The 22,532-nt window shown below is 61.6% G+C and carries 25 protein-coding genes; 3 read left to right on the top strand and 22 right to left on the bottom strand.

Annotated features, from left to right (window positions below; genetic code table 11):
* Positions 1 to 7 precede the first annotated feature (7 nt).
* The 4 genes from AKN83_RS17545 to AKN83_RS17530 are packed head-to-tail and all read right to left on the bottom strand — an operon-like array spanning position 8 to position 3,713.
* A complete protein-coding gene (locus tag AKN83_RS17545) occupies positions 8 to 1,066 on the bottom strand; it encodes an ABC transporter ATP-binding protein (RefSeq protein WP_050403651.1) in 1,059 nt (352 codons plus the stop codon).
* Complete coding sequence (locus AKN83_RS17540) at positions 1,063 to 1,848, bottom strand: ABC transporter permease (RefSeq protein WP_050403652.1); 786 nt, start codon at positions 1,846 to 1,848, stop codon at positions 1,063 to 1,065. The genes AKN83_RS17545 and AKN83_RS17540 overlap by 4 nt, the downstream gene beginning before the upstream one ends.
* Before the next feature lie 3 nt (positions 1,849 to 1,851).
* Positions 1,852 to 2,667: an ABC transporter permease gene (locus AKN83_RS17535; RefSeq protein WP_063695385.1), complete on the bottom strand. Its 816-nt coding sequence runs from the start codon at positions 2,665 to 2,667 to the stop codon at positions 1,852 to 1,854.
* A gap of 38 nt (positions 2,668 to 2,705) precedes the next feature.
* Positions 2,706 to 3,713 (bottom strand): ABC transporter substrate-binding protein, encoded by a 1,008-nt coding sequence (locus AKN83_RS17530; RefSeq protein WP_050405314.1) that lies wholly within the window; start codon positions 3,711 to 3,713, stop codon positions 2,706 to 2,708.
* Between the two features lie 195 nt (positions 3,714 to 3,908).
* Here AKN83_RS17530 and AKN83_RS17525 point away from each other — a divergent pair, with 195 nt between their 5' ends.
* A complete protein-coding gene (locus AKN83_RS17525) occupies positions 3,909 to 5,060 on the top strand; it encodes a zinc-dependent alcohol dehydrogenase (protein WP_050405313.1) in 1,152 nt (383 codons plus the stop codon).
* A gap of 46 nt (positions 5,061 to 5,106) precedes the next feature.
* Here the strand turns inward: AKN83_RS17525 and AKN83_RS17520 are convergent, their stop codons facing one another.
* From AKN83_RS17520 to AKN83_RS17485, 8 genes are all read right to left on the bottom strand, one after another.
* Entirely contained in the window at positions 5,107 to 5,811 is a 705-nt protein-coding gene (locus tag AKN83_RS17520) for an ABC transporter ATP-binding protein (protein ID WP_063695384.1), read from the bottom strand.
* A 3-nt stretch (positions 5,812 to 5,814) separates the two neighbouring features.
* Positions 5,815 to 6,585, bottom strand: a complete 771-nt coding sequence (locus AKN83_RS17515) for an ABC transporter ATP-binding protein (RefSeq protein ID WP_050405312.1) — start codon at positions 6,583 to 6,585, stop codon at positions 5,815 to 5,817.
* Positions 6,582 to 7,568: a branched-chain amino acid ABC transporter permease gene (locus AKN83_RS17510; RefSeq protein ID WP_050405311.1), complete on the bottom strand. Its 987-nt coding sequence runs from the start codon at positions 7,566 to 7,568 to the stop codon at positions 6,582 to 6,584. The genes AKN83_RS17515 and AKN83_RS17510 overlap by 4 nt, the downstream gene beginning before the upstream one ends.
* A gap of 7 nt (positions 7,569 to 7,575) precedes the next feature.
* The gene (locus AKN83_RS17505; RefSeq protein ID WP_050405310.1) at positions 7,576 to 8,460 is read right to left on the bottom strand and encodes a branched-chain amino acid ABC transporter permease; all 885 of its coding nucleotides are present in this window, start codon (positions 8,458 to 8,460) and stop codon (positions 7,576 to 7,578) included.
* 55 nt (positions 8,461 to 8,515) lie between these two features.
* On the bottom strand, positions 8,516 to 9,769 hold the full coding sequence (locus AKN83_RS17500; RefSeq protein WP_050405349.1) for an ABC transporter substrate-binding protein: 1,254 nt from the start codon (positions 9,767 to 9,769) through the stop codon (positions 8,516 to 8,518).
* A 67-nt stretch (positions 9,770 to 9,836) separates the two neighbouring features.
* Positions 9,837 to 12,230: a xanthine dehydrogenase family protein molybdopterin-binding subunit gene (locus AKN83_RS17495; RefSeq protein WP_050405309.1), complete on the bottom strand. Its 2,394-nt coding sequence runs from the start codon at positions 12,228 to 12,230 to the stop codon at positions 9,837 to 9,839.
* Positions 12,227 to 12,712, bottom strand: a complete 486-nt coding sequence (locus AKN83_RS17490; RefSeq protein ID WP_050405308.1) for a (2Fe-2S)-binding protein — start codon at positions 12,710 to 12,712, stop codon at positions 12,227 to 12,229. The genes AKN83_RS17495 and AKN83_RS17490 overlap by 4 nt, the downstream gene beginning before the upstream one ends.
* Positions 12,709 to 13,590: an FAD binding domain-containing protein gene (locus tag AKN83_RS17485; protein WP_050405307.1), complete on the bottom strand. Its 882-nt coding sequence runs from the start codon at positions 13,588 to 13,590 to the stop codon at positions 12,709 to 12,711. The genes AKN83_RS17490 and AKN83_RS17485 overlap by 4 nt, the downstream gene beginning before the upstream one ends.
* 167 nt (positions 13,591 to 13,757) lie before the next feature.
* On the opposite strand from AKN83_RS17485, the gene AKN83_RS17480 reads away from it, so the two are divergent.
* Together AKN83_RS17480 and AKN83_RS17475 are read left to right on the top strand one after the other, a co-directional pair.
* Positions 13,758 to 14,852 (top strand): LLM class flavin-dependent oxidoreductase, encoded by a 1,095-nt coding sequence (locus tag AKN83_RS17480; protein ID WP_050405306.1) that lies wholly within the window; start codon positions 13,758 to 13,760, stop codon positions 14,850 to 14,852.
* A 16-nt stretch (positions 14,853 to 14,868) separates the two neighbouring features.
* The gene (locus AKN83_RS17475; RefSeq protein WP_050405305.1) at positions 14,869 to 15,744 is read left to right on the top strand and encodes a polysaccharide deacetylase family protein; all 876 of its coding nucleotides are present in this window, start codon (positions 14,869 to 14,871) and stop codon (positions 15,742 to 15,744) included.
* Positions 15,745 to 15,750: 6 nt separating this feature from the next.
* On the opposite strand, the gene AKN83_RS17470 is transcribed toward AKN83_RS17475, so the two are convergent.
* The 10 genes from AKN83_RS17470 to AKN83_RS39720 all read right to left on the bottom strand — a co-directional run bounded on the left by AKN83_RS17470 (position 15,751) and on the right by AKN83_RS39720 (position 22,348).
* Positions 15,751 to 16,437: a TetR/AcrR family transcriptional regulator gene (locus tag AKN83_RS17470; RefSeq protein ID WP_050405304.1), complete on the bottom strand. Its 687-nt coding sequence runs from the start codon at positions 16,435 to 16,437 to the stop codon at positions 15,751 to 15,753.
* Positions 16,434 to 16,988 (bottom strand): flavin reductase family protein, encoded by a 555-nt coding sequence (locus tag AKN83_RS17465; protein WP_050405303.1) that lies wholly within the window; start codon positions 16,986 to 16,988, stop codon positions 16,434 to 16,436. The genes AKN83_RS17470 and AKN83_RS17465 overlap by 4 nt, the downstream gene beginning before the upstream one ends.
* Positions 16,989 to 16,998: 10 nt before the next feature.
* Positions 16,999 to 18,225, bottom strand: a complete 1,227-nt coding sequence (locus AKN83_RS17460) for an acyl-CoA dehydrogenase family protein (protein WP_050405348.1) — start codon at positions 18,223 to 18,225, stop codon at positions 16,999 to 17,001.
* Positions 18,226 to 18,500: 275 nt separating this feature from the next.
* Positions 18,501 to 18,929 (bottom strand): GNAT family N-acetyltransferase, encoded by a 429-nt coding sequence (locus AKN83_RS17455; protein ID WP_050405302.1) that lies wholly within the window; start codon positions 18,927 to 18,929, stop codon positions 18,501 to 18,503.
* 85 nt (positions 18,930 to 19,014) lie between these two features.
* Positions 19,015 to 19,308, bottom strand: a complete 294-nt coding sequence (locus AKN83_RS17450) for a hypothetical protein (RefSeq protein WP_172803564.1) — start codon at positions 19,306 to 19,308, stop codon at positions 19,015 to 19,017.
* Between the two features lie 4 nt (positions 19,309 to 19,312).
* Positions 19,313 to 19,549 carry a hypothetical protein gene (locus AKN83_RS38360; RefSeq protein ID WP_050405301.1) on the bottom strand — a complete coding sequence of 79 codons (237 nt, stop codon included), beginning with the start codon at positions 19,547 to 19,549 and terminating at the stop codon, positions 19,313 to 19,315.
* Positions 19,550 to 20,080: 531 nt separating this feature from the next.
* Positions 20,081 to 20,635 (bottom strand): M23 family metallopeptidase, encoded by a 555-nt coding sequence (locus tag AKN83_RS38355; RefSeq protein ID WP_206600788.1) that lies wholly within the window; start codon positions 20,633 to 20,635, stop codon positions 20,081 to 20,083.
* A 307-nt stretch (positions 20,636 to 20,942) separates the two neighbouring features.
* Positions 20,943 to 21,620, bottom strand: coding sequence for a hypothetical protein (locus AKN83_RS39725; protein WP_157113430.1), 678 nt, complete (start codon positions 21,618 to 21,620; stop codon positions 20,943 to 20,945).
* Positions 21,621 to 21,931: 311 nt separating this feature from the next.
* Positions 21,932 to 22,186 (bottom strand): hypothetical protein, encoded by a 255-nt coding sequence (locus AKN83_RS17430; RefSeq protein WP_050405297.1) that lies wholly within the window; start codon positions 22,184 to 22,186, stop codon positions 21,932 to 21,934.
* Positions 22,187 to 22,348 carry a hypothetical protein gene (locus AKN83_RS39720; RefSeq protein ID WP_157113429.1) on the bottom strand — a complete coding sequence of 54 codons (162 nt, stop codon included), beginning with the start codon at positions 22,346 to 22,348 and terminating at the stop codon, positions 22,187 to 22,189.
* Between the last annotated feature and the right edge of the window lie 184 nt (positions 22,349 to 22,532).

Raw genomic sequence — 22,532 nt, 5'->3', positions numbered from 1 at the left:
ATGTATCTCAGGGTTCGGACGGCAGCATGCGAAGCGCATCGGGTGCGATAGATAGCCCGATTCGATCGCCAACCTTGGCCAGGATTGTGTTGGGCGCGTCGACATTGAGCGGCTTGCTCGATGCACCACTCACGACAATTCGCTGCCGGTCGCCGACGAAGCTGATGGAATCGATTACTCCCGAGAGCACCGCCGCCTCGGCGTCCGTCACACGAATGGTTTCGGGGCGGATCATGACGGTCGCGTTCGCCCCCGTGGCGCCGTCCCTGATCGGCAATCGTCCGCCGGGCAGGATCAATTCGCCGTTGTCGATAGGAGCTTCCACTATATTCGCCGCTCCGATGAATTCCGCCACGAAGCGGTCCCTGGGCGCGAAGTAGACCTCGCGCGGCGTGCCGATCTGGGCGATCGCCCCCTTCCGCATCACGACAATGCGGTCACCCAATTCCATGGCTTCGGCCTGGTCGTGGGTGACGTAGATCGTCGTGATTCCGAGCGCGCGCAACAGCCGGTTGAGCTCGCTCCGCAGCCGGTCCCGCAAGGCGGCGTCGAGCGCGGTCAAGGGCTCGTCGAGCAGCAAGATGCCCGGCCGGATCGCGACCGCACGCGCCAGTGCCACACGCTGGCGCTGGCCGCCAGAAAGCTGCTCGATGCGCCGGTTCTCCAACCCCGTGATGTTCGTGAGGGCAACCAGCTCGGCAACGCGCGCGGCCCGCTCGTCTTTGGCAACACCCCGGATCTTCAGGCCGTAGGCGATATTGTCCGCGACCGTCATGTTGGGGAACAGGGCGTAGGACTGAAACACCATGCCGACATTGCGCCGCTCGATCGGAACCGAGGTCATATCCTTGCCATCGAACAGCACCTTGCCGCCCGCATCCGGCAATTCGAGGCCTGCGATGATGCGCAGCATCGTGGTCTTCCCGCAGCCGGATGGACCGAGCAGCACCAGCGTCTCGCCGCGTGCGATGTCGAGGGTCGCAGGATCGAGCGCACGCGTGCCGTCGGCAAAGGTCTTGCCGCATGCCTCGATCTGCACCGCCGCACCGTGCCCCGCCGTGTTCATCGCTTGTTGTCCCTGTCGGCCAGCAGCTGCATCGCAACCAGCAGCGGGATGATCATCACGAAGAAGATCAGCGTATACGCCGAGGCCACCTCGAGCCGCATCGAGGCGTAGCTGTCGGCAAGTCCGATCGGCAGCGTCTTCGTCAACGGCGTATGCAGCATCCAGGTCAGGTTGAATTCGCCGAGCGACAGCGTCACCACCATCAGCGCGCCGGCAAGGATCCCTGGCAGCGCGTTCGGCACGATGACATCGCAGAAGCGCCGCCATGGCGACGCCCCCAGCGAGGCGGCGCCCTCGTCGAGCGTCTTGATGTCCACGGTGGCAAACACCGCCATCACCGATCGCACCATGAACGGCATGGTGAAAATCACATGGCCGACCAGGATGAACAGCCAGGAGCGGCGAAAGTCGCCAAAGCTCCCGTAAGTGAGCAGCAGCGCAAGCGCGATCGCAAGCCCGGGGATCGCCAGCGGCAGCGTGATGATTTCCTCGACGATACGGGCGAGTCGGCCTCCCCGCGCGTGCAGCGCGTAGGCCGCGGGAACGCCGGCAAGCAGCGTGACGGCAAGTGTCGCAAAGGCGATCACGAACGAGAGGAGAATGGTGCCGGCATAGAGCTCCCAGACCTGCGCGACCCATTGCAGGGTCACGCCGGACTGGATGCCCCGGAAGTAATTCACGGTGACGCCGGCGGAGATCGAGAGCCCTGCGGGCACCACCAGGAATGCCGCGACGAATAGCGTGAAGATGAACTGGCCGGTAAAGATCAGGCGATCGCGCATGCGTCACCCGGCCGCCGCGACCGCGCTGCCGCTGAACGTGCGGGCCAGCGCAAGGATGAGCCAGGTGATCAGGCCAAGCCCCACCGACAGCGCGGCCGAGGTCGCAAAGTTGGCAGCCAGCGTGAACTCGGTGTAAATCAGCATCGGCAGCACGTCGATGTTCGTCGCCAGCGTGAAGGCAGTACCGAAGGCGCCCATCGCGGTCGCAAACGCGATCGCGCCGGACGCGACGAAGGCCGGCGCCAGCGCCGGCAGCACGACGTCACGCTGCACCGCCCATGGGCTTGCGCCGAGCGAACGTGCAGCCTCCTCGAGCCCGACGTCGAGCTTCTGCACGGCCGCCATGATGGTGAGGATCACGCGCGGGATCGAGAAGTAGAGATAACCGAGGAAAAGCCCGTAGATCGAATAGGCGAACACGAGCTTCTCGCCGAAGATCCGGTTCGAGAGATCGCCGATCAGCCCTTGCCGGCCCGCCAGCAGGATGATCATGAAGCCGACCACCACGCCGGGAAAGGCCAGCGGAAAGGTCAGCATCGCGATCAGCACGGCCCGCCCGGGGAAGCGGTGCCGTTGCAGGAACATTCCGGCAATCGTCGCCACGATCAGCGTGACGACCGTCGTTGCGGCGGCCAGCAAGACGGTGTTGATCAGCGTCGCGCGATAGCGCCCTTCGGTGAGGATGGCGAGATAGCCGGCGAGCCCGTGCGGCCCTTCGGCGCCCGCGACCACCAGCCGTGCCATCGGCAACAGGAAGAACGCCGTGGTCACGACCGCAAGCGGCAGCAGACAGAACCAGACGAAGGATCTTTGCGACATCGGAAGAATGGTGCCCCGTCGAAGGGAACCATATTGCCTCAGCGGACTTCGGCGAGATAGCGGTCGACGAAGCCTTTTTGCACGTTTTCCATCTCGCCCCAGTCGACGCTCTTGGCGCGGGCATAGTCGGTGTCAGGGAGGAATTTGCCCTTCACGGCAGCCGGCAGCTCGATCGGGCGCGAGGGGCGCAGATAGGCATTGGTCCAGATCGCCTGCCCCTTGTCGGACAAGAGATAGTCCATCACCTTCTTGGCCTTCTCCTTGTCCGGCGCGTTCTTCACGAGACCAACGACATAGGGAAACACCACCGAGCCCTCGCAGGGAATGACGAACTCGAAGTTGCCCTTCTCGGAATATTTCGCGCGATAGGCGTTGAAGTCGTAATCGAACAGGATCGGCATCTCACCCGACACGACGCGGGCGTACGACGTCTGCTTGGGCACGATCGGATCGTTCTTGCGCAGCTCCTTGAAGAAGGTGATCGCCGGATCGAAATTGGTCGGCGAACCGCCCAGCGCGAGATTGACGGCGACTGCGCCGACATAACCCACCGCGGCGGACGACGGGTCGAGGTAACCGACCATGCCCTTGTAGTCGGGTTTCAGGAGGTCCTTCCAGCAGGCCGGCACCGGCTTGCCGCCGAGCGCGTCCTTGTTCACGAACAGGCCGAGCGTGCCGGAGTGGATCGTGGTCCAGTAGCCGTCGGGATCCTTGAGACCGGCCGGGACCTGATCCCAATGCACGGGCTTGTAGGGCTCGAGTGCGTCCTGGGCCTTGGCCTTCATGCCGAAGGTCACGCCGAAATAGCCGATATCGCCGACCGGGTTGCTCTTCTCTGCCAGGATCTGGGCCAGCGCCTGGCCGGAATTCTTGTTGTCATGCGGGATATCGTAGTTGAGGTCCGCCTTGATCGCCTTCAGCATCGAGGCCCAATCGGCCCATTCCGGCGGGCAATTGTAGCAGATCACGTCGGCCGCCCTGGCGGATTGCCACGGCGCGAGCAGCGTCAGCGCCAGCAACGCAAGGACAAGGCGGACGGTCTTCATGAGAGGCTCCGGTCTGGGAGAGGGATGCAATGCCGATTTCAACATCAACGGAGCGACCAAGTATAGGCCGCGTATGAATGTTTTGCGACGCGCTTGCTGCCGTGCAGCAAATGCACCGGCCCGGATGCCAATGATCCGAGGCTCGCGGCAAACCGTCGTTTCGCGCTAGGCTGAGAGCGGAAAGAGGAAACGCCCATGTACCAGCCGCCCGGCGTCAAGACATCGCCCGACCTTCCCATCCCCGACCTGATGGCAGCCTGGGTCCTTGGTGATCCCGACCAGCTCCTGCTGCGCGAGAAGCCGACGCCGATCCCCTCGCGCGCCGAAGTGCTGGTGCGGATCGACGCGGTGGCGATCTGCGCCACCGACCTCGAAATCATCCATGCCGGGTCGCCGGCAAGCATTCAGGGCGGCACACCCTTCAACAAGAACTTCACGCCGGGTCACGAATACATGGGCACGGTTGCCGCGCTTGGCCCCGGTGTCGACGAGTTCGGGATCGGTGAGCGGGTCAGCGTCGAGATCCACGCGGGCTGCGGCCAATGCAAGCGCTGCCGCCAGGGCATGTACACATCGTGCCTCAACTATGGAAAGCCGGAGAAGGGTCACCGCGCCAACGGCTTTACGACCGACGGCGGATTCGCCGAATACGCGGTCAATCACATCAATACGCTGGCGCGCGTCCCGGATACCATGAGCGACGCGGAGGCGACGCTCGTGGTGACTGCCGGGATATCGATGTATGGGTTGACGGAATTGGGGGGATTGGTGGCCGGCGAGTGCGTCGTGGTGATCGGCCCTGGGCCGATCGGACTTCTCGCAGTTGCTGTGGCCAAGGCGCTTGGTGCAAGCCCGGTCATCCTGACCGGAACACGCAGCAAGCGGCTGGCGATCGGCAGGGAATTGGGGGCCGACCGCGTCATCAACATCAACGACGAAGACGCCGTCGACGTCGTGAAGCAACTAACAGGGGGGATCGGCGCGGACTATGTCGTCGAATGTGCCGGCACCGAAGCGACACTCAATCAGGCCATTCACATGACCAATCGCGGCGGCAAGATCTGTCTGGCCGCCTTCCCGCACGAGGCGGCGACGCTGGACGTTGCGCACCTCGTACGGAACAACATCTATGCTTACGGCATCCGCGGCGAAGGCCGCAGCGCCACTCACCGCGCGATGGAATTGATGGCCGCGAAGCGGTTCGACGCGACCAGGATCCATACGCATACATTTCCGCTCGCCGACCTGCCGACGGCGCTGAGATATGCGCGCGACCGCGTCGATGATGCGATCAAGGTCGTCGTGACCAATCGCAAGGCAGACGCCATCGCGAGCGCCGCGGAGTAAGTCCGGGTCGCCGGGCCGGTTGTCACCGCGCCAGAGCGGGCGCAGCTCAGACCGAGCAGTAGCGCTCCTTGATCTCGTCGTCGGCGAGCAGTGCCTGCGCAGACGCGTGGTGCACCACGCAGCCCTGATCCAACACATAAGCGCGATCGGCAATGCCGAGCGCAAGCTCGACGTTCTGCTCGACGAGCAGAACCGTCGTTCGCTGCGCCTTCATGCTGCGGAACAGCTCGAACATCTCGTCGACCAGAACAGGCATGATGCCCTCCGACGGCTCATCCAGCATGATCAGGTCGGGCTTTGCGATCATCGCCCGCGCGATCGCCAGCATCTGCTGCTCGCCGCCGGACATCGTGACCGCCTCTTGATCCATACGCTCGGCCAGACGTGGGAAGATCGCTGCGATCTCGTCGATCAGCTGGGTTTCCCGCTTCTTCTGCTTCGATGCGACCAGCCCTAGGCGCAAATTCTCGCGCACGGTCAGCCCCTGTACGATCCGTCGCTCCTCCGGAACGTAGGCCAGTCCCAACGCGAAGCGCACATGCGCCGGCTGGCGCAACAGCTCTTCACCCTTGAAGGTGACCGAGCCGCGCGTCCGCCGCATCAATCCCATGATCGATTTGAGCGTCGTCGTCTTGCCGGCGCCATTGCGCCCGATCAGGCAGACGATCTCGCCCCTGGTCACCTCGAGACTGATGTCCTGCAGCGCGTGGCTTGCACCATACCAGGCATTGAGCTTGCTGATCTGCAGCATTCGTCAATGCTCCCGCTGACCGAGATAGACCCGCTTTACCGCCTCGTTCTGCCGGACCTCCTGCGGAGTCCCCTCGGCAAGCAATTCTCCGTGGTGCAGCACGAGGATGCGGTCACTGATCCCCAGCACCAGCTTCATCTTGTGCTCGACGAGGATGACCGTCCGCTCCCTGGCGAGTTTCACGATCAGATCCATCATGGTCCGGGTTTCTTCCGGGCTCATGCCGGCCGTCGGCTCGTCCAGCAGCAGCAAACGAGGTTGGCTGGCGAGCGCCATGCCGATCTCCAGCGCCCGCTGCTCACCATGGGCCAGCGTCTTGGCCGCACGTTCCCGGGATTCCCACAACCCGACGAGAGCCAGCAGTTCGTCCGCCCGCTCGATCAGTTCGGTCAGCCGCGCGCGGGGACGCCAGATATCGTATCGCGACACCAGCGCCTGCAGACCGACGCGAATGTTCTCTCGTGTCGTAAGCTGCGGAAACACGCTGGTGATCTGAAACGATTTCGCGATCCCCATATGCGCGAAGCGGTGTTGCGGCAGACCGGTGACATCCCTGCCGTCGAACTCGATGCTGCCCTTCGTCGGCGGAAACGCGCCGCACAGCAGGTTGAAGTAGGTGCTCTTTCCAGCCCCGTTCGGACCAATGATGGAGGTGACCGCTCCTCTGGAGAACTCGGCCGAGATATTGTTGAGGGCGACGAACTTCCCGAACGTCTTGCCGACGCCCCTGGTGCGCAGAATGATCTCATTCGCCTGGCCGGCCGTGGCAGTCATCGCCTGCTCCGCGCGATCAGCGTGCCCCAGATGCCGGCCGGGAAGAACAGCACGCATGCAATGAAGATGCCTCCAACGATCAATTGCCAGTGAACGGTCCACACCGAGACCACATTCTCCAGGACCAGGAAGACCGCAGCACCGATCATCGGTCCGAAAAACGTCCCCATGCCGCCCAGGAGCGCGATCATCACCACCAAGCCCGAGGTCTCGTAGTGCAGGATTTCGATCGGAACGATCGACAAATGCAGGGCCTGCAACGCACCGGCAAGGCCGCAGAAAGCGCCCGACAGGACGAAGGTCAGCAATCGCGTCAGAGTCACGTCGTAGCCGGACGCGCGCGCACGCATCTCGTTCTCGCGCACCGCTTCGATGACGGCACCAAACGGCGACGCCAGAATGCGCGACATCACGAAGAAAGCTGCAATCACGAAAGCCGCGATGACATAGTAGCGGATCATTGGATTGATGAAATCGATTTGCAGGCCGAACAGATCGATGGTGCGGACATTGATGCCGCGAAGGCCGTTCTCGCCGCCGGTCAAGTCAACTGCCTGATAGAAAAGGTAGTAGACACACTGCGACAGCGCCATCGTGACCATGGCGAAGTAGATGCCTCGGGTCCTGATCGCGAGCACGCCGATCAACAGCGCCATCAACAATCCGCCGGCGACCCCGGCGGCAATCGCCGCATACCACGGCCAGCCGAAGTGCACGATGGAGATGCCACAGAGATAGGCACCGGTCCCGAACAGCGCCGCGTGACCGAACGACAGCAGGCCGAGATAACCGAACACAAGGTTGAAGCCGAGGGCGTACAGCCCATAGATCAGGATGTTCACAGCCAGAGCCGTGAACGGCATCACCAGTGGGAAAACCAGGATAACCGCCGCGACAATACTGGCACGATGCCGCGTCACGAACTGGTACCAGCCGCCCGTCGCAACACCGGACTGTTTGATCGATCGAGCGGTTTCGGTCATGCCGGGCTCAGCTCATCAATCCGGCGCGGCCGAAGAAGCCCTGGGGACGAACGATCAGGACAAGCGCCATCAAGGCAAAGATCGAAACCTTGGCCATCTCCGGTGCGAACAGCGAGGTCATGCTGACCACCACACCAACCAGCAGGCCCGCCAGGACCGCGCCGCCGATCGACCCCATCCCTCCGACGACGGTCACAACGAAGGCTTCCGCGAGAATCGTGCCGCCCATCTCCGGAATGACGCCTTGGAGCGGCGCGGCCAACAGGCCGGCAAAGCCCGCAATCGCGGTGCCTATACCGAACACGATCAGCCATACCCTGGCTACATCGACGCCGAGGACGCGGACGATCTGTGGATCACGTGCGCCGGCGCGGATAATCAGCCCGAAGCTGGTCTTCTCCAGGAACAGCCAGAGCGCCAGCAGCACGACGGCCGTCGCACCTATCACGAACAGGCGGTAGAGCGGGAAATAGCCGACGCCGATATCGACGGCGCCCTGCAGAACTTCGGGCGTGTCGAAAGGGTAGCCAGTCTTGCCAAAGGCAATGCGGACGCATTCGACCATCACGTAGCTCAGCCCGAAGGTCAGCAGCAGCGGATAGTCAATGCCCCGGCCGTAAAGCGGCCGGATCAGCACGCGCTCGACGGCGAGGCCGAACAGTCCGATTGCGATCGGCACGGCCACGAGGCAGATCCAGAAATTGCCCCCGATCGAGATCAGATAGAGCCCGACATAGGCGCCGACCATGTAGAACGCGCCATGGGCGAAGTTGACGACCGTCAACATCCCGAAGATCAGCGAGAGACCGATCGCAAACAGCACGTAGATGGCGCCGAGCGCCAATCCGGCAAACAGTTGCAACGCAATCAGCTCAAAGCTCAGGCCCGCCATTTGTCCCCCCCCAGCACGGCGCGCACCGACCCGCGACGCACGCCGTCGCACGAGCTCAGCTCTTGTGACCGAGCGCCTCGCAGCTGCGCAGGTACTTCTCGTTGGGTTCTTCGGTCGACAGGACCTCGAACACGTCGGATACGTTCCTCAGGTCCTTGGACTTCGACTTGATCACGAGCACCGATTGCACCGACTGGTGATCGCATTTGCGATAATATTGCGGCCCCTTGTAGTAGTCGTATTTGAGGGCTTCCAATGCAGCGACGACCCTGTTGGTCTCGACGCTGCCGGCGCCCTTGACCGCCTCGAGCACGGTCCGAACACCGCCGTAACCGAGCGCACCGTAGTCGGTGGGCAGCTTGCCGTCGTACATCTTGCGGAACGCATCGTTGAACGCCTTGGTCGAGGCGAACTTGTCCTCGATACCCCAGTAGAAAGAGCAACCGCCGATGACACCTTCGAATGCCTGGGGACCGGCCGCGACGCGGCTGGCATGCGAGAGCAGCGGCGCGATGATCTGGATCGATTTCTTGACGCCAAAGTCGGTCGCCTGTTTCAGCGCGATCTGTTGGTCGCGGCCGAAATTGCTGATGCAGAGAATATCCGGCTTCAGCGCCTGGAGACGGGGCAGCAAAGTGGAGAAGTCGGTCGTTCCCAGCGGATGACGGATGTCACCGAGGTTCTCGATGTTGAATTCCTTGCCGACCTCGAGAAAACCGCGAACCATTTCGTGACCGTAGGCATAATCGGCCGTGAGAAACGCAACCTTCTTGCCGAATTTGGCGAAGGCATAGCGGCCGACCGCGCCTGACGTCATGTGCGGGTTCAGCGCTTCGTGAAATGTGAACTTGCTGAAGTCGGCCGCCTCGTTGATGGCGTCGGATTGGCTGATCGAATTGAAAATGACGCCGCGCTCTTTGGTAACGTTGTTGATCGCAAGCTGAACCGCCGCCGACAGGCTGCCGACGACGAAATTCACCTTCTCCTTCTCGACCAGCTCCAATGTCCGCGTTGCCGCCTCACCGGGATTGAGCTTGTCGTCGCGCACGACGAGCTCGGCCTTGCGGCCATTAAGACCGCCAGCATCATTGAATTGGGCAACAGCGAGCTGCCCCGCCCGCACCTGGTCCTGGGCCTCGGCGCCATATGGGCCGGTCAGAGGCACAGGGAAGCCGATCTTGATGGGCGCCTCCTCGGCCTGGAGCAGATTGATGCGAAAAGGCGAGACGGCGAGAGCGGCGGTGGCACTTGCCGTCGTCAGCAAGCGACGACGCGATATCGATCCAGCTTTGGTGATCTTGTTCGTCATGACCATTCCTCCCCAAGAACCGCCTGTGTTTTGCTTATCGTATTGTCTTTGCCCGGAACGTCTCCACTCAGATTCGTCCCAAGGCCGTCAGAATAACCTGAGGCGTTAACGGAATCTCGGTAATTGTTGCGCCCAACGGCCGCAGCGCGTCATTGACCGCGTTGGCCACCGCGGCTGCCGCGCCGGCCGTGCCGGCCTCACCCGCCCCCTTGGCCCCCAGCTCAGATTCCTGCGCTGGAGACACGACGTGGCCAACCTCGATATCGGGCATCTCGCCGGACATCGGGACCAAGTAGTCCGCCATATTGGCGTTGGTCAGCTGACCGCGCTCGTCATAGATGCATTTCTCGAACAGCGCCGCGCCGAGCCCCTGCACGACCCCGCCCCGTATCTGCTCGTCGACCAGTTGGGGGTTGATGATGGTGCCGCAGTCTTCGACAACCCAATGCTTAAGCAGCGTCACGAACCCAGTCTCGATATCGACCTCGAGCCACGAGGCCTGAACCCCGTTGGTGAATGCAAAGGGAAATTGACGCGGGACGAAATGCCGGGTCGCCATCAGTTCGGGCTGGACACCCGGCGGGAGGGTGTCCGGCCGAAAATAGACGATCCGCGCCAGTTCGCTCAGCTCGATCCGCGGCGTGCCGCCGTCGTCGACATTGACGATGCTGTCGTTGACGATATCGAGCCCGGCCGGTGTCGATTGCAGGATGGCCGCGGCGACATCGAGGATATTCTGGCGCAGAGCCTTGGCGGCCTGCAACGCGGCTTCGCCGCCGATGCCGGCACCGCGCGAGGCCCAGGTGCCGCCGCCATAGGGCGTGTTGTCGGTGTCGCCCAGGATCACGCGAACCCGGTCCATCGAAACGCCCAGCACACTGCCCACGATCTGAGCAGTCAGTGATTCCGACCCTTGCCCCTGCTCGGTGATGCTGGTCTGGCAGATCACCGACCCTTGCGCGTCGAGCCGAACCGCAACGCCATCCTGCGACGAGATTTTCGCGCCGCCGACGCCGTAAAAGGCGGCACTGGGATTGGTCACCTCGATGAAGCTTGCGATTCCAATACCCCGGTGAATGTTCCTGGCGCGCAATCCCGCTTGCTGGGCACGCAATGCGTCGTAGTCCATCATCTGCAGCAGCTTGGCCAGCGAGGCGTGATGCGAAAGCTGCTCGAATTTCATGCCGGAGGGTGATGCACAGGGATAGGCATCGTCGCCGATCAGATTGCGCCGGCGGATCTCGACGGGATCCATGCCGATCTTCGCTGCGGCAAGGTCGACCAGCCCCTCGGTGACGGAACAGGCAATCGGGTGCCCGACCGCCCGGTACTGACACATCACGTTCTTGTTCTGGAAGACGACGCGCGCTCGCGCCCGATAGTTCGCCGTGGCATACGGCCCGCCGACCAGATTGACCACCTGATTGGCCTCGATGGCACTGGTGCGCGGATACATCGAATAGGGACCGATCCCGGTCAGGTCGTCGATCTCGAAGGCCGTGATGGTGCCGTCCGGCCTGACGCCGATCCGCCCCCTGCATCGATGATCGCGGGCGTGAATGTCCGTGTTGAAGCTCTCGACCCGGTCGGCCACGAATTTGATCGGGCGGCGCAGCAGCTTGGACAGCGCATAGGTCGCCATCTCGTCAGCGTAGATGTGGACCTTGATGCCGAAAGAGCCGCCGACATCCTTGCAAACCACCCGGACCTGCGCTTCCCTTAATCCGAGATGCAGGGCTGCGATGTTCTGCACCATGTGGGGCGCTTGCGTGCCCTGATAGATCGTGAGCCGCGCTTCGGCCGCATTCCAGTCGGCAACCACTGCCCGCGGTTCAAGCGTCACGCCGGTGTGGCGTCCGAACACGAATTCGGCCTCGACCACCTCGGAATCCGACAATGCATGGTCGACATCGCCGGCATCAAGAATCCGTTCAAAGGCGAGGTTGTCACCGAGCGCGGCGTGAATGACGGGCGTTGCCGGATCGAGCGCGGTGCGCATGTCGGTGACCGCCTCGAGTTCTTCGTATTCGACGGCAACATGCTCCATCGCATCTTCGGCTGCCGCACGGCTGGTTGCCACGATCGCCGCGACCGCCTCGCCCTGCCAACAGGCCCGATCGACCGCGATCGCGTGCTGCGGCGCCGACTTCAATCCCTTCAGGTGCGAAAGCACGCCGACCCACGGCGCGATGACGCCCTCAAGCTCGCAACCCGTGACGATGGCAATGACCCCGGACATACGCCGGGCCGCGTCGGCATCGATCGCAACAATTCTTGCGTGGGCATAAGGCGACCGCAGGAAGACCACGTGCGCCATCCGCGGCAATTCCAGGTCGCTGACGTATTGTCCGCGCCCTTGCAGCAACCTGTCGAGGTTGGGCCGTGGCACCGTCTTGCCGATATAGGAATTCGGGCGATCGAGCACCGAAAGCGTCTCTGCCGGAGCACGGGTCACGGTCACGCCGGCCGCTCCCCGCGCATCTTGGCAGTCGCCTCGACGGCGTCCACAATGGCTTGATAGCCGGTGCAGCGGCAATAATTACCGGAAAGATGTTCGCGGATCGCCTGGCGATCAGGCACGGGCAGATGTTTCAGCAGATCCTGCGCTGTGATCAGCATCCCAGGCGTGCAATAGCCGCACTGCAATGCATTGCGTTCACGAAATGCCGCCTGGAGGTCGGCGATTTCACCGCTGTCGGACAACCCCTCGATTGTCTCGACCGACGCGCCCTCCGCCTGGACCGCCAGCATCAGACAAGAGCGGACGATCTCGCCATCGATCCGGACCGTACAGGCACCGCACACGCCGTGCTCGCAACCGACATGAGTTCCGGTCAGCTTCAGACTTTCTCTGAGAAAGTCAGCGAGATTGAGACGCGGCAATACAAGCGCTTCAATGGGCTCGCCGTTGACCAGAAGCGAAACCGGCACTGGAGCGCTCACTTGGTCACTCCTGCTTCCAGTTCGGGCCGCGCCAGCAATGCGGCCACGCAGCGCCGGAGCAAGACCGTAGCAAGATGTCGGCGCATCGCCGCGGTAGCCTGTTGATCCTCCTGTGGATCGAGCTCATCGGCCAGCGCTGTCGCGGCTTCTGAAAGCAAGGCCGACGTCACGGATGCATTGATCAACCTGCCTGCGGCCGCCGCCAGCAGAGGCCGGTCGCCAACCGCAAAGAAGCCGAGCCGAAGATCCGTGAACCTGCCAGCTGCAACAACGGCACGTGCGGCAAGACCAACGACGGCGTAGTCACCATGTCGACGAGCATACTCCTGAAAGAAGAATGTCGAGCTCTTGCCCGCGACTGGCATCTCGATCGCGACGAGCAATTCGTCTGGCGACAGCGCCGTTTCGTAGATGCCCTTGAAAAATTCAGTGGCGCCAATCCGGCGTTCGCCGGAGGAACCGCGAACGACAATCATGGCGTCAAGTGCCACAACACAGGCCGGCAGTTCCGATGCCGGATCGGCGTGCGCAAGGCTACCGCCTATCGTTCCGCGATTGCGAATTGCAGGATGAGCAACGTGGGTAACGGCATTCCGCAACAGCGGCGCGTGCAGCGCAATCTCTGGCGATTTGAGCAGGTCGACATGCCGCGTCAGCGCGCCAACGATCAGGACGCCCGCGCTCACGGTGATCCCACGCAACTCTGCCAGGCCACCGATATCGACCAGAATGTCCGGGGAGATGAGCCGCAGGTTCATAGCCGGCATCAGGCTCTGGCCACCCGACAGAATCTTCGCCTTGTCGCCATGCGCAGCAAGCAACTCCAGCGCATTCACGACGCTGGTCGCGCGGGCGTAGGCGAAAGCCGCAGCTTTCATGTGGGCGTGGCCTCCCGGCCCAATTTAGGTCGCCCGATTAGAGAGCCCGCCCTTTCAAACGTCAAGTTTGTTTATCGACTGATTATTTGTGCGGCAGGGCTTGTCTTCGCCTTGGGAAGGCCGCAGGTTCCTCGCCAACTAAAGTCAACCGCGGAGGGAGGCGGATCATGAAGCTCGGTTTCTTTACGATGCCGATCCATCCTCTCGACAAGGATTGGCGGCAATCGCTCCGGGAGGACCGAGAGGCCTTCCTGCTCGCGGATGAGCTCGGGTTCACCGAGGCGTATGTCGGCGAGCATGTCACCGACAAAGCCGAGAACATCACCTCGAGCATCGCATTCATTGCTTGGCTTGCGGACGCAACCAAGCAGATCAAGCTTGGAACCGGCACCATCAACATGCCGAACACGCATCCGGCGGCGGTCGCCGCATCCGTCGCCATGCTCGATCACATGCTTGATGGCCGCTTCATCTTCGGAATAAGCCCCGGCGGATTGCTGTCCGATGCGGAGGTTTTCTGCAATCTCGATGCTGACCGCAATGCCATGTTCCTGGAGGCGATCAATCAGGTGCTCGATATCTGGGCTGGCAAGCCGCCGTATGATTTGCAGGGCAGATATTGGAATGTCTCGGTCCGGCGAACCTTGATCGAGGAGATTGGCCAGGGATTGATAGCCCGCCCTTTGCAAGCCCCTCACCCGCCGATCGTGGTGACCGCGGTCGCGCCGTTCTCAAAAGGCGTCACGGAAGCCGCTGCGCGAGGCTGGGATCCGATCTCGGCGAACTTCCTGATGCCTGCTTGGGTGAAGAGCCACTGGTCCAAATATGTCGAGGGTTGCGCGCGTGTGAACCGGGCAGCGGACCCCGCCAACTGGCGCGTCGCCAAGAGCGTATTCGTGGCAAAGGACGCAGCAACGGCGAAGGCCTATGCCACGTCGCCCGACAGTCCCTACGTGTACTATTATCACCAGCTATTCACGAAGCTGAAGCGCAGCGGCCGGCTCGAGCTGTTCAAGACGAGGCGGGATCAACCAGACACGGAGATCGCCCTCGAGGCGATCTGTGACAAGCTGATCATCCACGGCACGCCCGAAAGCGTGGCCGATCAATTGCTGGCGTTCCAGGAAGAGATCGGCACTTTCGGAACCTTGCTCTATGCCGGCAAGGACTGGAAGGATCGCGAACTCGGCCGTCAATCGATGATCCTGATGGCCGAGAAGGTCTTGCCGCGGATCAACGCCGCTGCCGGATCACCCGCGTGACGAAGGGAGTTTCGACGTGGCTTTCACTGATCGCATTCCGTACCAGGCTCAGATCGACCGACCGAAACTGACATTGCCTGATGGCAAGAAGCTTGCTGTCTGGGTCATCCTCAACGTCGAGGAATGGCGTATCGAGAATCCGATGCCGCGTACCGTCCTGAGTCCGCCGATGGGCCAGCCGCTGCTGCCTGACGTACCGAACTGGTCGTGGCATGAATACGGCATGCGCGCCGGCTTCTGGCGGCAATTCAAGGCCCTCACCGACCGGAGGATACCGGTGACGCTGGCGACGAATGCCAATGTCTGCAACAGCTACCCGCGCGTGGCATCAGCGGCGCGCGAGGCAGGCTTCGAATTCATGGGGCATGGGTTCGTGCAGGGCCCAATGCACAAGGTCGAGAACCAGGCGGAAGCGATCAAGCGTGCTGTCGACACGATCGCCACCTTTGCCGGCAAGCCGCCGCGATCGTGGGAAAGTCCCGGCCTGACCGAGACCGAAGAAACACTCGATCTCCTGCGCCTCAACGGGATCGAATACGTGGCCGATTGGGTGATCGACGATCTTCCCCAGGACATCGCCACACCGCACGGAACTGTGACGACGATCCCCTATTCCGTCGAGACGAACGACATTGTCATTCACGCGCTGCAGCACCTGCCCTCGGAACAGTTCTTGACGCGCTGTACCGACCAGTTCGATCGGCTGTATCTCGAAGGCGCTGAGAACGCGCGGATCATGGCGATCTCGGTGCATCCCTACATCACGGGGGTCCCGCATCGAATCAAATACCTGGAAGCCCTGCTCGACTACGTGATTGGCCATAACGGCGTCGCGCTCATGACGGCGAGCGAGATTGGAGATTGGTATCGGGACCAGATGGCGGCAAAGTAATTCAGCTTAGCCGACGATCTTGATCGGCGCCCTCCGACGATCGGTCGCGCTCTCCGCCATCCTCTCAAATCCGGCCAGAAAGAGATCCAGCGCATCACTGATCATCTGCGCCTTGTCCTCCAGGACGGGCGCCTCATAGATGTACTTGCGTACGCCATAGTAAAAGATGCCGCCGTGAAACACCCAGGCCAGTTCCAATTCGGCCGCGCTTGGCCTGCTCTGCGTCGCGAGGCCGGCCTCGTGGCGACATTCCCTGAGGATACGCGTCAGGATCTTGTCCTTGACCATGCCAACATACCAACGATTGATATCGAGGCCCTTCAGTCCAGAGTAGAGATAGATCCGCAGCCATTTCCGGTTGAAGATTGCGTCCGTGTAGACTTCGTAAAACTCTTGAAGCCGCACGCGGAGAGGACGCGACCGATCCGAGAGCAATTTCTCCCAGCCGATCTCAAGGGGCTCGAGATAGACCTTGCGGTAGACCTCCTTGATGAGATCGTCCTTGCTCGGAAAATACCGGTAGAGCAACGGCTGCGTCACACCTAGCCTGCGAGCGAGGGCGCGCGTGCCGCAGCCAAATCCTTCCTCCGCAAAAAGCTCTGTCGCCTTGGTGACGAACTCACTGCGACGATCGTCTGCCGACAGCCGCCTCTGCTTGGCACGAGTACGTTTGACGAGTGTCTTTCGATTCATGACCCGTTGCCGTCGTCGTCGGCCAGGAACCGCCCAAAACCTCCTTGCGCGAACAGCAGCGGATTGTTCCGGTTATAGGCGTAGGCTTCCACCGCCCCAAGGAAAATGACGTGGTCGCCGCCGTAGTAACGGTTGGCGGCCCGGCATTGGAAGTTTGCGACCACGTCGGCCAGGACGGGAGCGCTTCCCAGACCCGGTGTCCAGCTCACACCGGCGAATTTGTCACCCGACGATCTGGCAAACTGCGTGGCCAGCGTCTGCTGCGACACGTCAAGAACATTGACTGTGAAATGGCTCGCATTCTGGAAGATCGGCAGTCCCTGCGAAAACATCCCCAAGCTCCACAACACGAGTGGAGGGTTGAGCGACACCGATGCAAAGGAATTGCAAGTGATGCCGTAGGGGCGTCCTTCGGTCGACATCGCGGTGACGATCGTCACACCGGTCGCAAACATGCCGAGGGCATTGCGGAAGTCGCGGGGATCGATCGTCGAGCTGTCGCTTGCGAGCTCACTGGCCGGGTCCGGCGGATGCTTCGATGTGTCAGACATCCGGCTCGCCTCAAAGCGTCAAGTTTTCAGACGGCAACCCAAGAGCTACCCGCCCATAATTGGTGCCCGCAGCGTCGAAATTGAAGGCGAAATGCGAATTAACTGCATGCGCGTCACGAAACTGGCGCTGCAACGCTCCCGAGGTGAACAGGCTGCGCGCCCCGCTCGCTGCAAACAGAAGAGACGCGGCTTCAGTGCACAGATTGACGGCGAACGCGCCATCGCGCCGCAGCCGCGTCTTCGCCGCGATGCCGGGAATATCACCACGCCTGACCTCTGCAAGTACGTCAACGCAGTTCGTGCGCATGATCAGACGTGCGGCATCTATCTTCGCAGAAGCCTCTGCGATCTTGATCTGCGTGCTCTGCAGGTCGCCGAGCTTGGCCCGGTTGTATGTCGAGGCACGGTGTCGCGCGATCTCGACGTAATCATCGAGGCAAGCCTGGGCATTCCCCAGACCGACCCCGGACAGCACATAGGGGAACAACGAGAAAACCGGAAGCTTGTAGAGCGCGTTCGGATTGACGGCACTGCCCGGCGTTGCGCCACCCGCAAGATCGCTGACGGCTACCGTCATGTGCTCGGCAACGAATGCGTCGGTTACTCGCACATCGTTCGATCCTGTTCCGCGCAGACCCGCCGCGTTCCAGGTGTCGTCGATGCTGTAATCCCGCCTGTTCAACAGGAAGAGCCGATACTCGACGCCGTCGGCCTCATCGTCCGAGGCAACCACGCTCGCGAGCATGTTCCACCCGCACGCTTCCACCCCGGACGAGAACGGCCAATGACCGCTCAGCAGATAACCGCCACCTGTCTTCCTGGCCCGTCCTGCCGGGAAAACAAAGGAAGACGCGATCAACGTATCGGGATTATCGCCCCACACGGCGCTCTGAGCCTCGGGCGCGAACATACCCAGCATCCAGTGGTGGCTCGCAAGATTGGCAAAGTTCCAGGAGACCGACGCATCGCCCTGCCCCAGCGCGTCGGCGCAATCGACCAGCGCAACGTAGTCGAGCTCGCTGCCCCCGACGCGCCTGGGCTGCAGGATTCGAAACAGCCCACTATCGTGTAGATCCCGCTCGGTCTCGGGCGGCAAACGGCGCAGTTCCTCGGTCCGCTGCGCCCGCTCACGCAAGTGTGGAGCAAGCGCCCTAGCTCGTGCGACCATGACTGAATAACGATCCGTGTCGGGGCCTGACAGCACCGTCACGTCGAGCCCGCGGCCAACCTCAACCATGGTCTCTTCCTTCGCTTCAGCTCCAAACATTTCGCGCGGCCCGCTCAGTTTATCGAGCGATCACCGGAGATCAATATGCACAAACCTGCACCCCGGGTGAATTCATGACCACGGAGCCGTCAGCTGCCGACGCGGCGCTCCGCTGCGCGCGACCAGCTAACGACCGCGGCTTGCCGACGGGTGCTGCCAGCGAACCAGCAACGCCGAGAAGCCCGGGGCCATTCGACCACCGGGCGCTCCACGTCTCGGCAAAGGCCAGATCCACTTCGCAGGGCCTAGCAGAGTTCCTTCCGCCAATACAGCGAGTGCTGCCAGGCCCAGCGCGAGGCAGGCTCGAAGAGCCGATACCCCTGCCGGATGAAGTTGTTGGCCGAAAAATGATTGTCGGTCGTATCCGACACGATCGCCTTCCAACCCGCCCGCCTCGCTCGCGCTTCCAGCGCGCGAGTAAGCCGCACTTGCAGGCCGTGACCGCAGTGCGGCATCATGACGCCAACGCGGCATAGATATCCGGCGTTGGCAACATGGGTCGACGGGACGACGCCTGCGAATGCAATTGGCTTCAGCCCACAAAAAGCAATCCACCAATACCCCTGCTCGAAGTCGGGCACGCGAGTCCCATCGCAGAAGGTCAGCTGATGAAGCTCGGCGAGCGCATCCGCGACCTCTTCGTCCTGCGGATCAATCTCACGTATCCTGTACATTCTTCGCACCTCAAGATTCTATTGTCCGCCAAGGTACTTCGTTCTCTAATCGGGAGAGAGGCGCCCACTCCAGCTGCAACACGAATTATTTCCCGAGCGTGGCTTTGATCCCCAGCCAAACGGCGCCGAGAAAGCCGGTAGCGATCACGGTGATAACCGCCTTGAATGTATAACTTTGCGCCTGCTCCACGCTCCGTCGCCACCGCCGAAGGTGCTGGAAATCCGCACGCAGCTCCCGTCGATCACCTTCTTCGAACCCGAATGAAGTCAAGACTGTCGCGATGGTCTTGACCACGACCGCGTCGATGTCGCTTCGGCGCACCCGATCCTGTTCGATCAACGTTTCCATCACGATTGCCCTGACATCAGCTTCATGCATCGGATCACCGTCGTATAATGCGGGCGACATTCTCAAACGTACGCTTTCCAAAGTAGAAGCCCATGATCATGCCAGCCCAGGTGCTCACATCTCCCGCAAGTTGCGGCGTCGTGCCAAGGCCGAGAACCTTGTCCCAGATCACGCATTTTCCCGATCCTCGGCCGCCGAATGCCCCCTTGTATCGCGCCGGCCGAAGCAGCGGCTCGAACACTTTTGCGGTTGGAATTTTCAGGATCGACAAGGCTGCTCTCGGTAATGCACGACGGCTTGCTCGCCCGCCTCACGGCGATCGTCCGGCTTGAAGCATCATTGGCGCAGGCGCGCTCTGGCGAGACCGGCGAGCCAGTCATTCAAACTCATTTCCGGCGCGCCGGAAGCGTCCGGAATGCCAAACACTGACGGTGGCAGATATCGCATTGGCTGTCCGCTGAACGGGCTCAGCGGCCTGATCGAAGCCGGCGGCGCGCCCGCGACAGCCCCGAAGCGTTCGTCGAATGTCGCGGGCCGACCCACCTGCCGAATCGAATCCGACGGAACGAACGGCACAGCAGACGCTCCCCGTCGAAAGCAGCTTGGCTCTCACCCGTCGGCGACACGCGCACGAGGCTCCGGACAGGTGCTTGCTCGTTGGCCTGTTCTTGCGAGGGGTCATCGGGTGGCGCACCGAACGACTGCGTCTCGTAAAGTGGTCGCGACGATGTAGCCGATCCCTGCATGAATCGTCCGCCAGTACCGAACCCGCGAACGGCATCAGACTCGCTAGGCGCGGGATTTAGGTAATTATAGGTAGGATCAGGTATTGGGGACTCGAGCGGTACGAGACTAGGCGATCTTGGAACAAAACGCTCCTGGTCCGGAAGAACGGATGATTCCAGAAGACGTGCGGATTAATGGGATTCTGACGGCGTGGATCGTCGGGACCGTAAATCGGATAATGGGCATGTTGATCTTTCGTACCCACATTGCCCATCTTGCCGATGAGGTCACCTGCGAACACCTTCTGGCCTTCCTTCACAATTTGACTCTGAGTATGAAGAATCTCGTGGGAATTGCCGTTGTAATCTCTAATCGCAATGGTATTTGTCTTCCCGCCCCCCGCCCTAGTCACGACACCTGACACGGGCGAATGCACCAGCGGATGTTGAAGGTTTATTCCCGTCTGCCCTCCAAGATAATTCATGTCAACGCCGATATGGGGGTCCGACGACGGTGGCTTCACTCGACCTTCCGCTCGTCCGGCGCCAAAGTCGCCCGATCGTCCCGTGACATGTCCATTGCGGCCATCAATCGGAGGCAGCATCATGTTTATGATGTCTCGTAAATTCAATTCAGGTCTCCTTTGCAAAGTACTCCTGATCGTCATTGGCGCAACGGTCGCGGCGGACCGTTGACGATGACTGTAAGCCCGTCTTCGGCGGCAGCGCCCTCGCGCAGACGATCTGCGTCACAATCCCGGGATTGCGCGGCCGATCGCTCATTGCAGTGAGGTTAGCGGCACGGACCGCGGACAGGCAATTGGCGAACGACTCGTCAATCGCAGCCATTTGACAGGTTCTTAGATCTACATCGGCCAGAAAATGGCTCTCAGATCGGGTCGGCGCCCGCTCATCGCCAATGAGCCGCCCCTGCAGCGGCTAAGGCGCAGCGTTGACGCTCCACGTTCCGTCTGAACCTTGGGTCAAAACCACGGGCTTCTTGTCGGGGCTCTCAAGCTTGATCGTTTTGTCATCGATCCACGCGACAAAGGTCGCTTTTGCGGGCAAGGGAGTCTTGCTTTCTTTCGATGTCCAAACTGGACGCTGCTTTTTGCCTCGAACGTCGAGAATCGCAAAGCTTGTTTCGTCCTCGCCGCCTTCCTCGGTGAGCACTAGATTCCCGTCTGGAGAAAATTGAGGAAACGCATTTCCGAAATCGAGCTCGCGACCTGTTCTTCCCTCGATAGCCGCGCATTGACCACCGTCCGCTCCGTGGTCACAAACGACAAAAATACGTGTCGATGGATAGAAGTCGGCAAGGCCGTAACCAAATCCTCCTTCACTCCTTCCGAATCCGTTCTTGTTATCGAATATTTTCCGGCTGCCGCTATCCATGCGAAGAACGAGAGTGTTGCCTCGCATTGCGGCCAACGGCCCCGCCAACGCCACGCACCGTGCATTGAATTCCGCAGTAGCGTCGCGTGAAAACGACTCGCTGCAGGTCTTGACTCTCGACGCCGGCGCACCCGCTTGTTCAGAAGATTGCTCGGCACTCATCGGCAAGGTCGCATCGACAAGAACGACGAGACTTGCAAACAAGAGAACGAAATTTCGCATGGCTGCCCCCGCTTTGCAGTGATTTACCAACTCATGCCCGGTTCGTTGGATCGCATTTCCAGATCATCGAGCACGCGGCCGCACTGGCCGCTACCGACCGACTAGGCCGCATCATCGCACAATGGCACCGCTCCGCTCGGACACGCCATGGTAGATATCATGCCGGGCAACGCGTTGGTAGAGCGGTCCCGTAGAACGAGGCCCACGATGCAAGAGCCGGCCGCGACAGTGGTTCGGCTTCGCATCGACGTGATTGAACGTTTTGGCGGGGTCGTCGACAAAGTCAGCCCAAATCGGACGGGCCGCTGCTCTCAGGCATCTTCGCCGTCAATCTCCTCGGGTTCAACGATGATGCGCTCGATGCGGTGCACAAGTTCGAGCGCCCCGTCAGCGTTTTCGATCGCCTGCGGCGCTTTGCCCCAGCCGCGATCGAGGATGGCATTGGCCGCCGAGACGCGGGCAGCCGGAGTGGCGCTGGTCGATCGCATCACGCCGACCAGTGCGTTGAGTGCGCTTCTCGTATGGCTCCGCGCAAGCGAACGGATCTGCGTAGTCGTCCTCGCCACTCACTTCTCCTCCCAATCGGACGGGAGATATTCACTCGGAGCCGTATCGGCATCATTCGTGTCAGGATCGGGCACCACCGAGCGAAATGCGATCGTCGGAAAATCCGTTCGCTCGCCTTCGTGACGCGGACGGGGGATGAACTGTATGATCTCTGCGCTCATGCGAACTCCGACAATGCAATGGCGATCAGGCCCGCAAGCGCGAGCGATATCAGATAGGCAGTCATGCGAACCTCGTTGATCGGCCGTCAACGCGCGATGCGGCCATCGAATAGAATGTGCGGCAGATCGCGCAGCGGGCGGCGATCTTTGGGGCGCGAACCTTATCCCTGACGTGTGGGGCCGC

Source organism: Bradyrhizobium embrapense (assembly GCF_001189235.2).
Lineage (GTDB): Bacteria > Pseudomonadota > Alphaproteobacteria > Rhizobiales > Xanthobacteraceae > Bradyrhizobium > Bradyrhizobium embrapense.
Note: the sequence above shows the minus strand (reverse complement) of the source record. Positions and strands in the feature narration are given on the sequence as shown.

Excerpts from the sequence above, each read along its gene's own strand:
- AKN83_RS17535 (WP_063695385.1), bottom strand. The coding sequence starts at position 2,667 with ATGTCGCAAAGATCCTTCGTCTGGTTCTGTCTGCTGCCGCTTGCGGTC.
- AKN83_RS17510 (WP_050405311.1), bottom strand. The coding sequence starts at position 7,568 with ATGACCGAAACCGCTCGATCGATCAAACAGTCCGGTGTTGCGACGGGC.
- AKN83_RS17455 (WP_050405302.1), bottom strand. The coding sequence starts at position 18,929 with ATGTACAGGATACGTGAGATTGATCCGCAGGACGAAGAGGTCGCGGAT.
- AKN83_RS17525 (WP_050405313.1), top strand. The coding sequence starts at position 3,909 with ATGTACCAGCCGCCCGGCGTCAAGACATCGCCCGACCTTCCCATCCCC.
- AKN83_RS17480 (WP_050405306.1), top strand. The coding sequence starts at position 13,758 with ATGAAGCTCGGTTTCTTTACGATGCCGATCCATCCTCTCGACAAGGAT.
- AKN83_RS17485 (WP_050405307.1), bottom strand. The coding sequence starts at position 13,590 with ATGAAAGCTGCGGCTTTCGCCTACGCCCGCGCGACCAGCGTCGTGAAT.
- AKN83_RS17500 (WP_050405349.1), bottom strand. The coding sequence starts at position 9,769 with ATGACGAACAAGATCACCAAAGCTGGATCGATATCGCGTCGTCGCTTG.
- AKN83_RS17450 (WP_172803564.1), bottom strand. The coding sequence starts at position 19,308 with ATGCATGAAGCTGATGTCAGGGCAATCGTGATGGAAACGTTGATCGAA.
- AKN83_RS17520 (WP_063695384.1), bottom strand. The coding sequence starts at position 5,811 with ATGCTGCAGATCAGCAAGCTCAATGCCTGGTATGGTGCAAGCCACGCG.
- AKN83_RS17540 (WP_050403652.1), bottom strand. The coding sequence starts at position 1,848 with ATGCGCGATCGCCTGATCTTTACCGGCCAGTTCATCTTCACGCTATTC.
- AKN83_RS17505 (WP_050405310.1), bottom strand. The coding sequence starts at position 8,460 with ATGGCGGGCCTGAGCTTTGAGCTGATTGCGTTGCAACTGTTTGCCGGA.
- AKN83_RS17465 (WP_050405303.1), bottom strand. The coding sequence starts at position 16,988 with ATGTCTGACACATCGAAGCATCCGCCGGACCCGGCCAGTGAGCTCGCA.
- AKN83_RS39720 (WP_157113429.1), bottom strand. The coding sequence starts at position 22,348 with ATGAGCGCAGAGATCATACAGTTCATCCCCCGTCCGCGTCACGAAGGC.
- AKN83_RS17545 (WP_050403651.1), bottom strand. The coding sequence starts at position 1,066 with ATGAACACGGCGGGGCACGGTGCGGCGGTGCAGATCGAGGCATGCGGC.
- AKN83_RS17530 (WP_050405314.1), bottom strand. The coding sequence starts at position 3,713 with ATGAAGACCGTCCGCCTTGTCCTTGCGTTGCTGGCGCTGACGCTGCTC.
- AKN83_RS39725 (WP_157113430.1), bottom strand. The coding sequence starts at position 21,620 with ATGCGAAATTTCGTTCTCTTGTTTGCAAGTCTCGTCGTTCTTGTCGAT.
- AKN83_RS17515 (WP_050405312.1), bottom strand. The coding sequence starts at position 6,585 with ATGACTGCCACGGCCGGCCAGGCGAATGAGATCATTCTGCGCACCAGG.
- AKN83_RS17460 (WP_050405348.1), bottom strand. The coding sequence starts at position 18,225 with ATGGTTGAGGTTGGCCGCGGGCTCGACGTGACGGTGCTGTCAGGCCCC.
- AKN83_RS17470 (WP_050405304.1), bottom strand. The coding sequence starts at position 16,437 with ATGAATCGAAAGACACTCGTCAAACGTACTCGTGCCAAGCAGAGGCGG.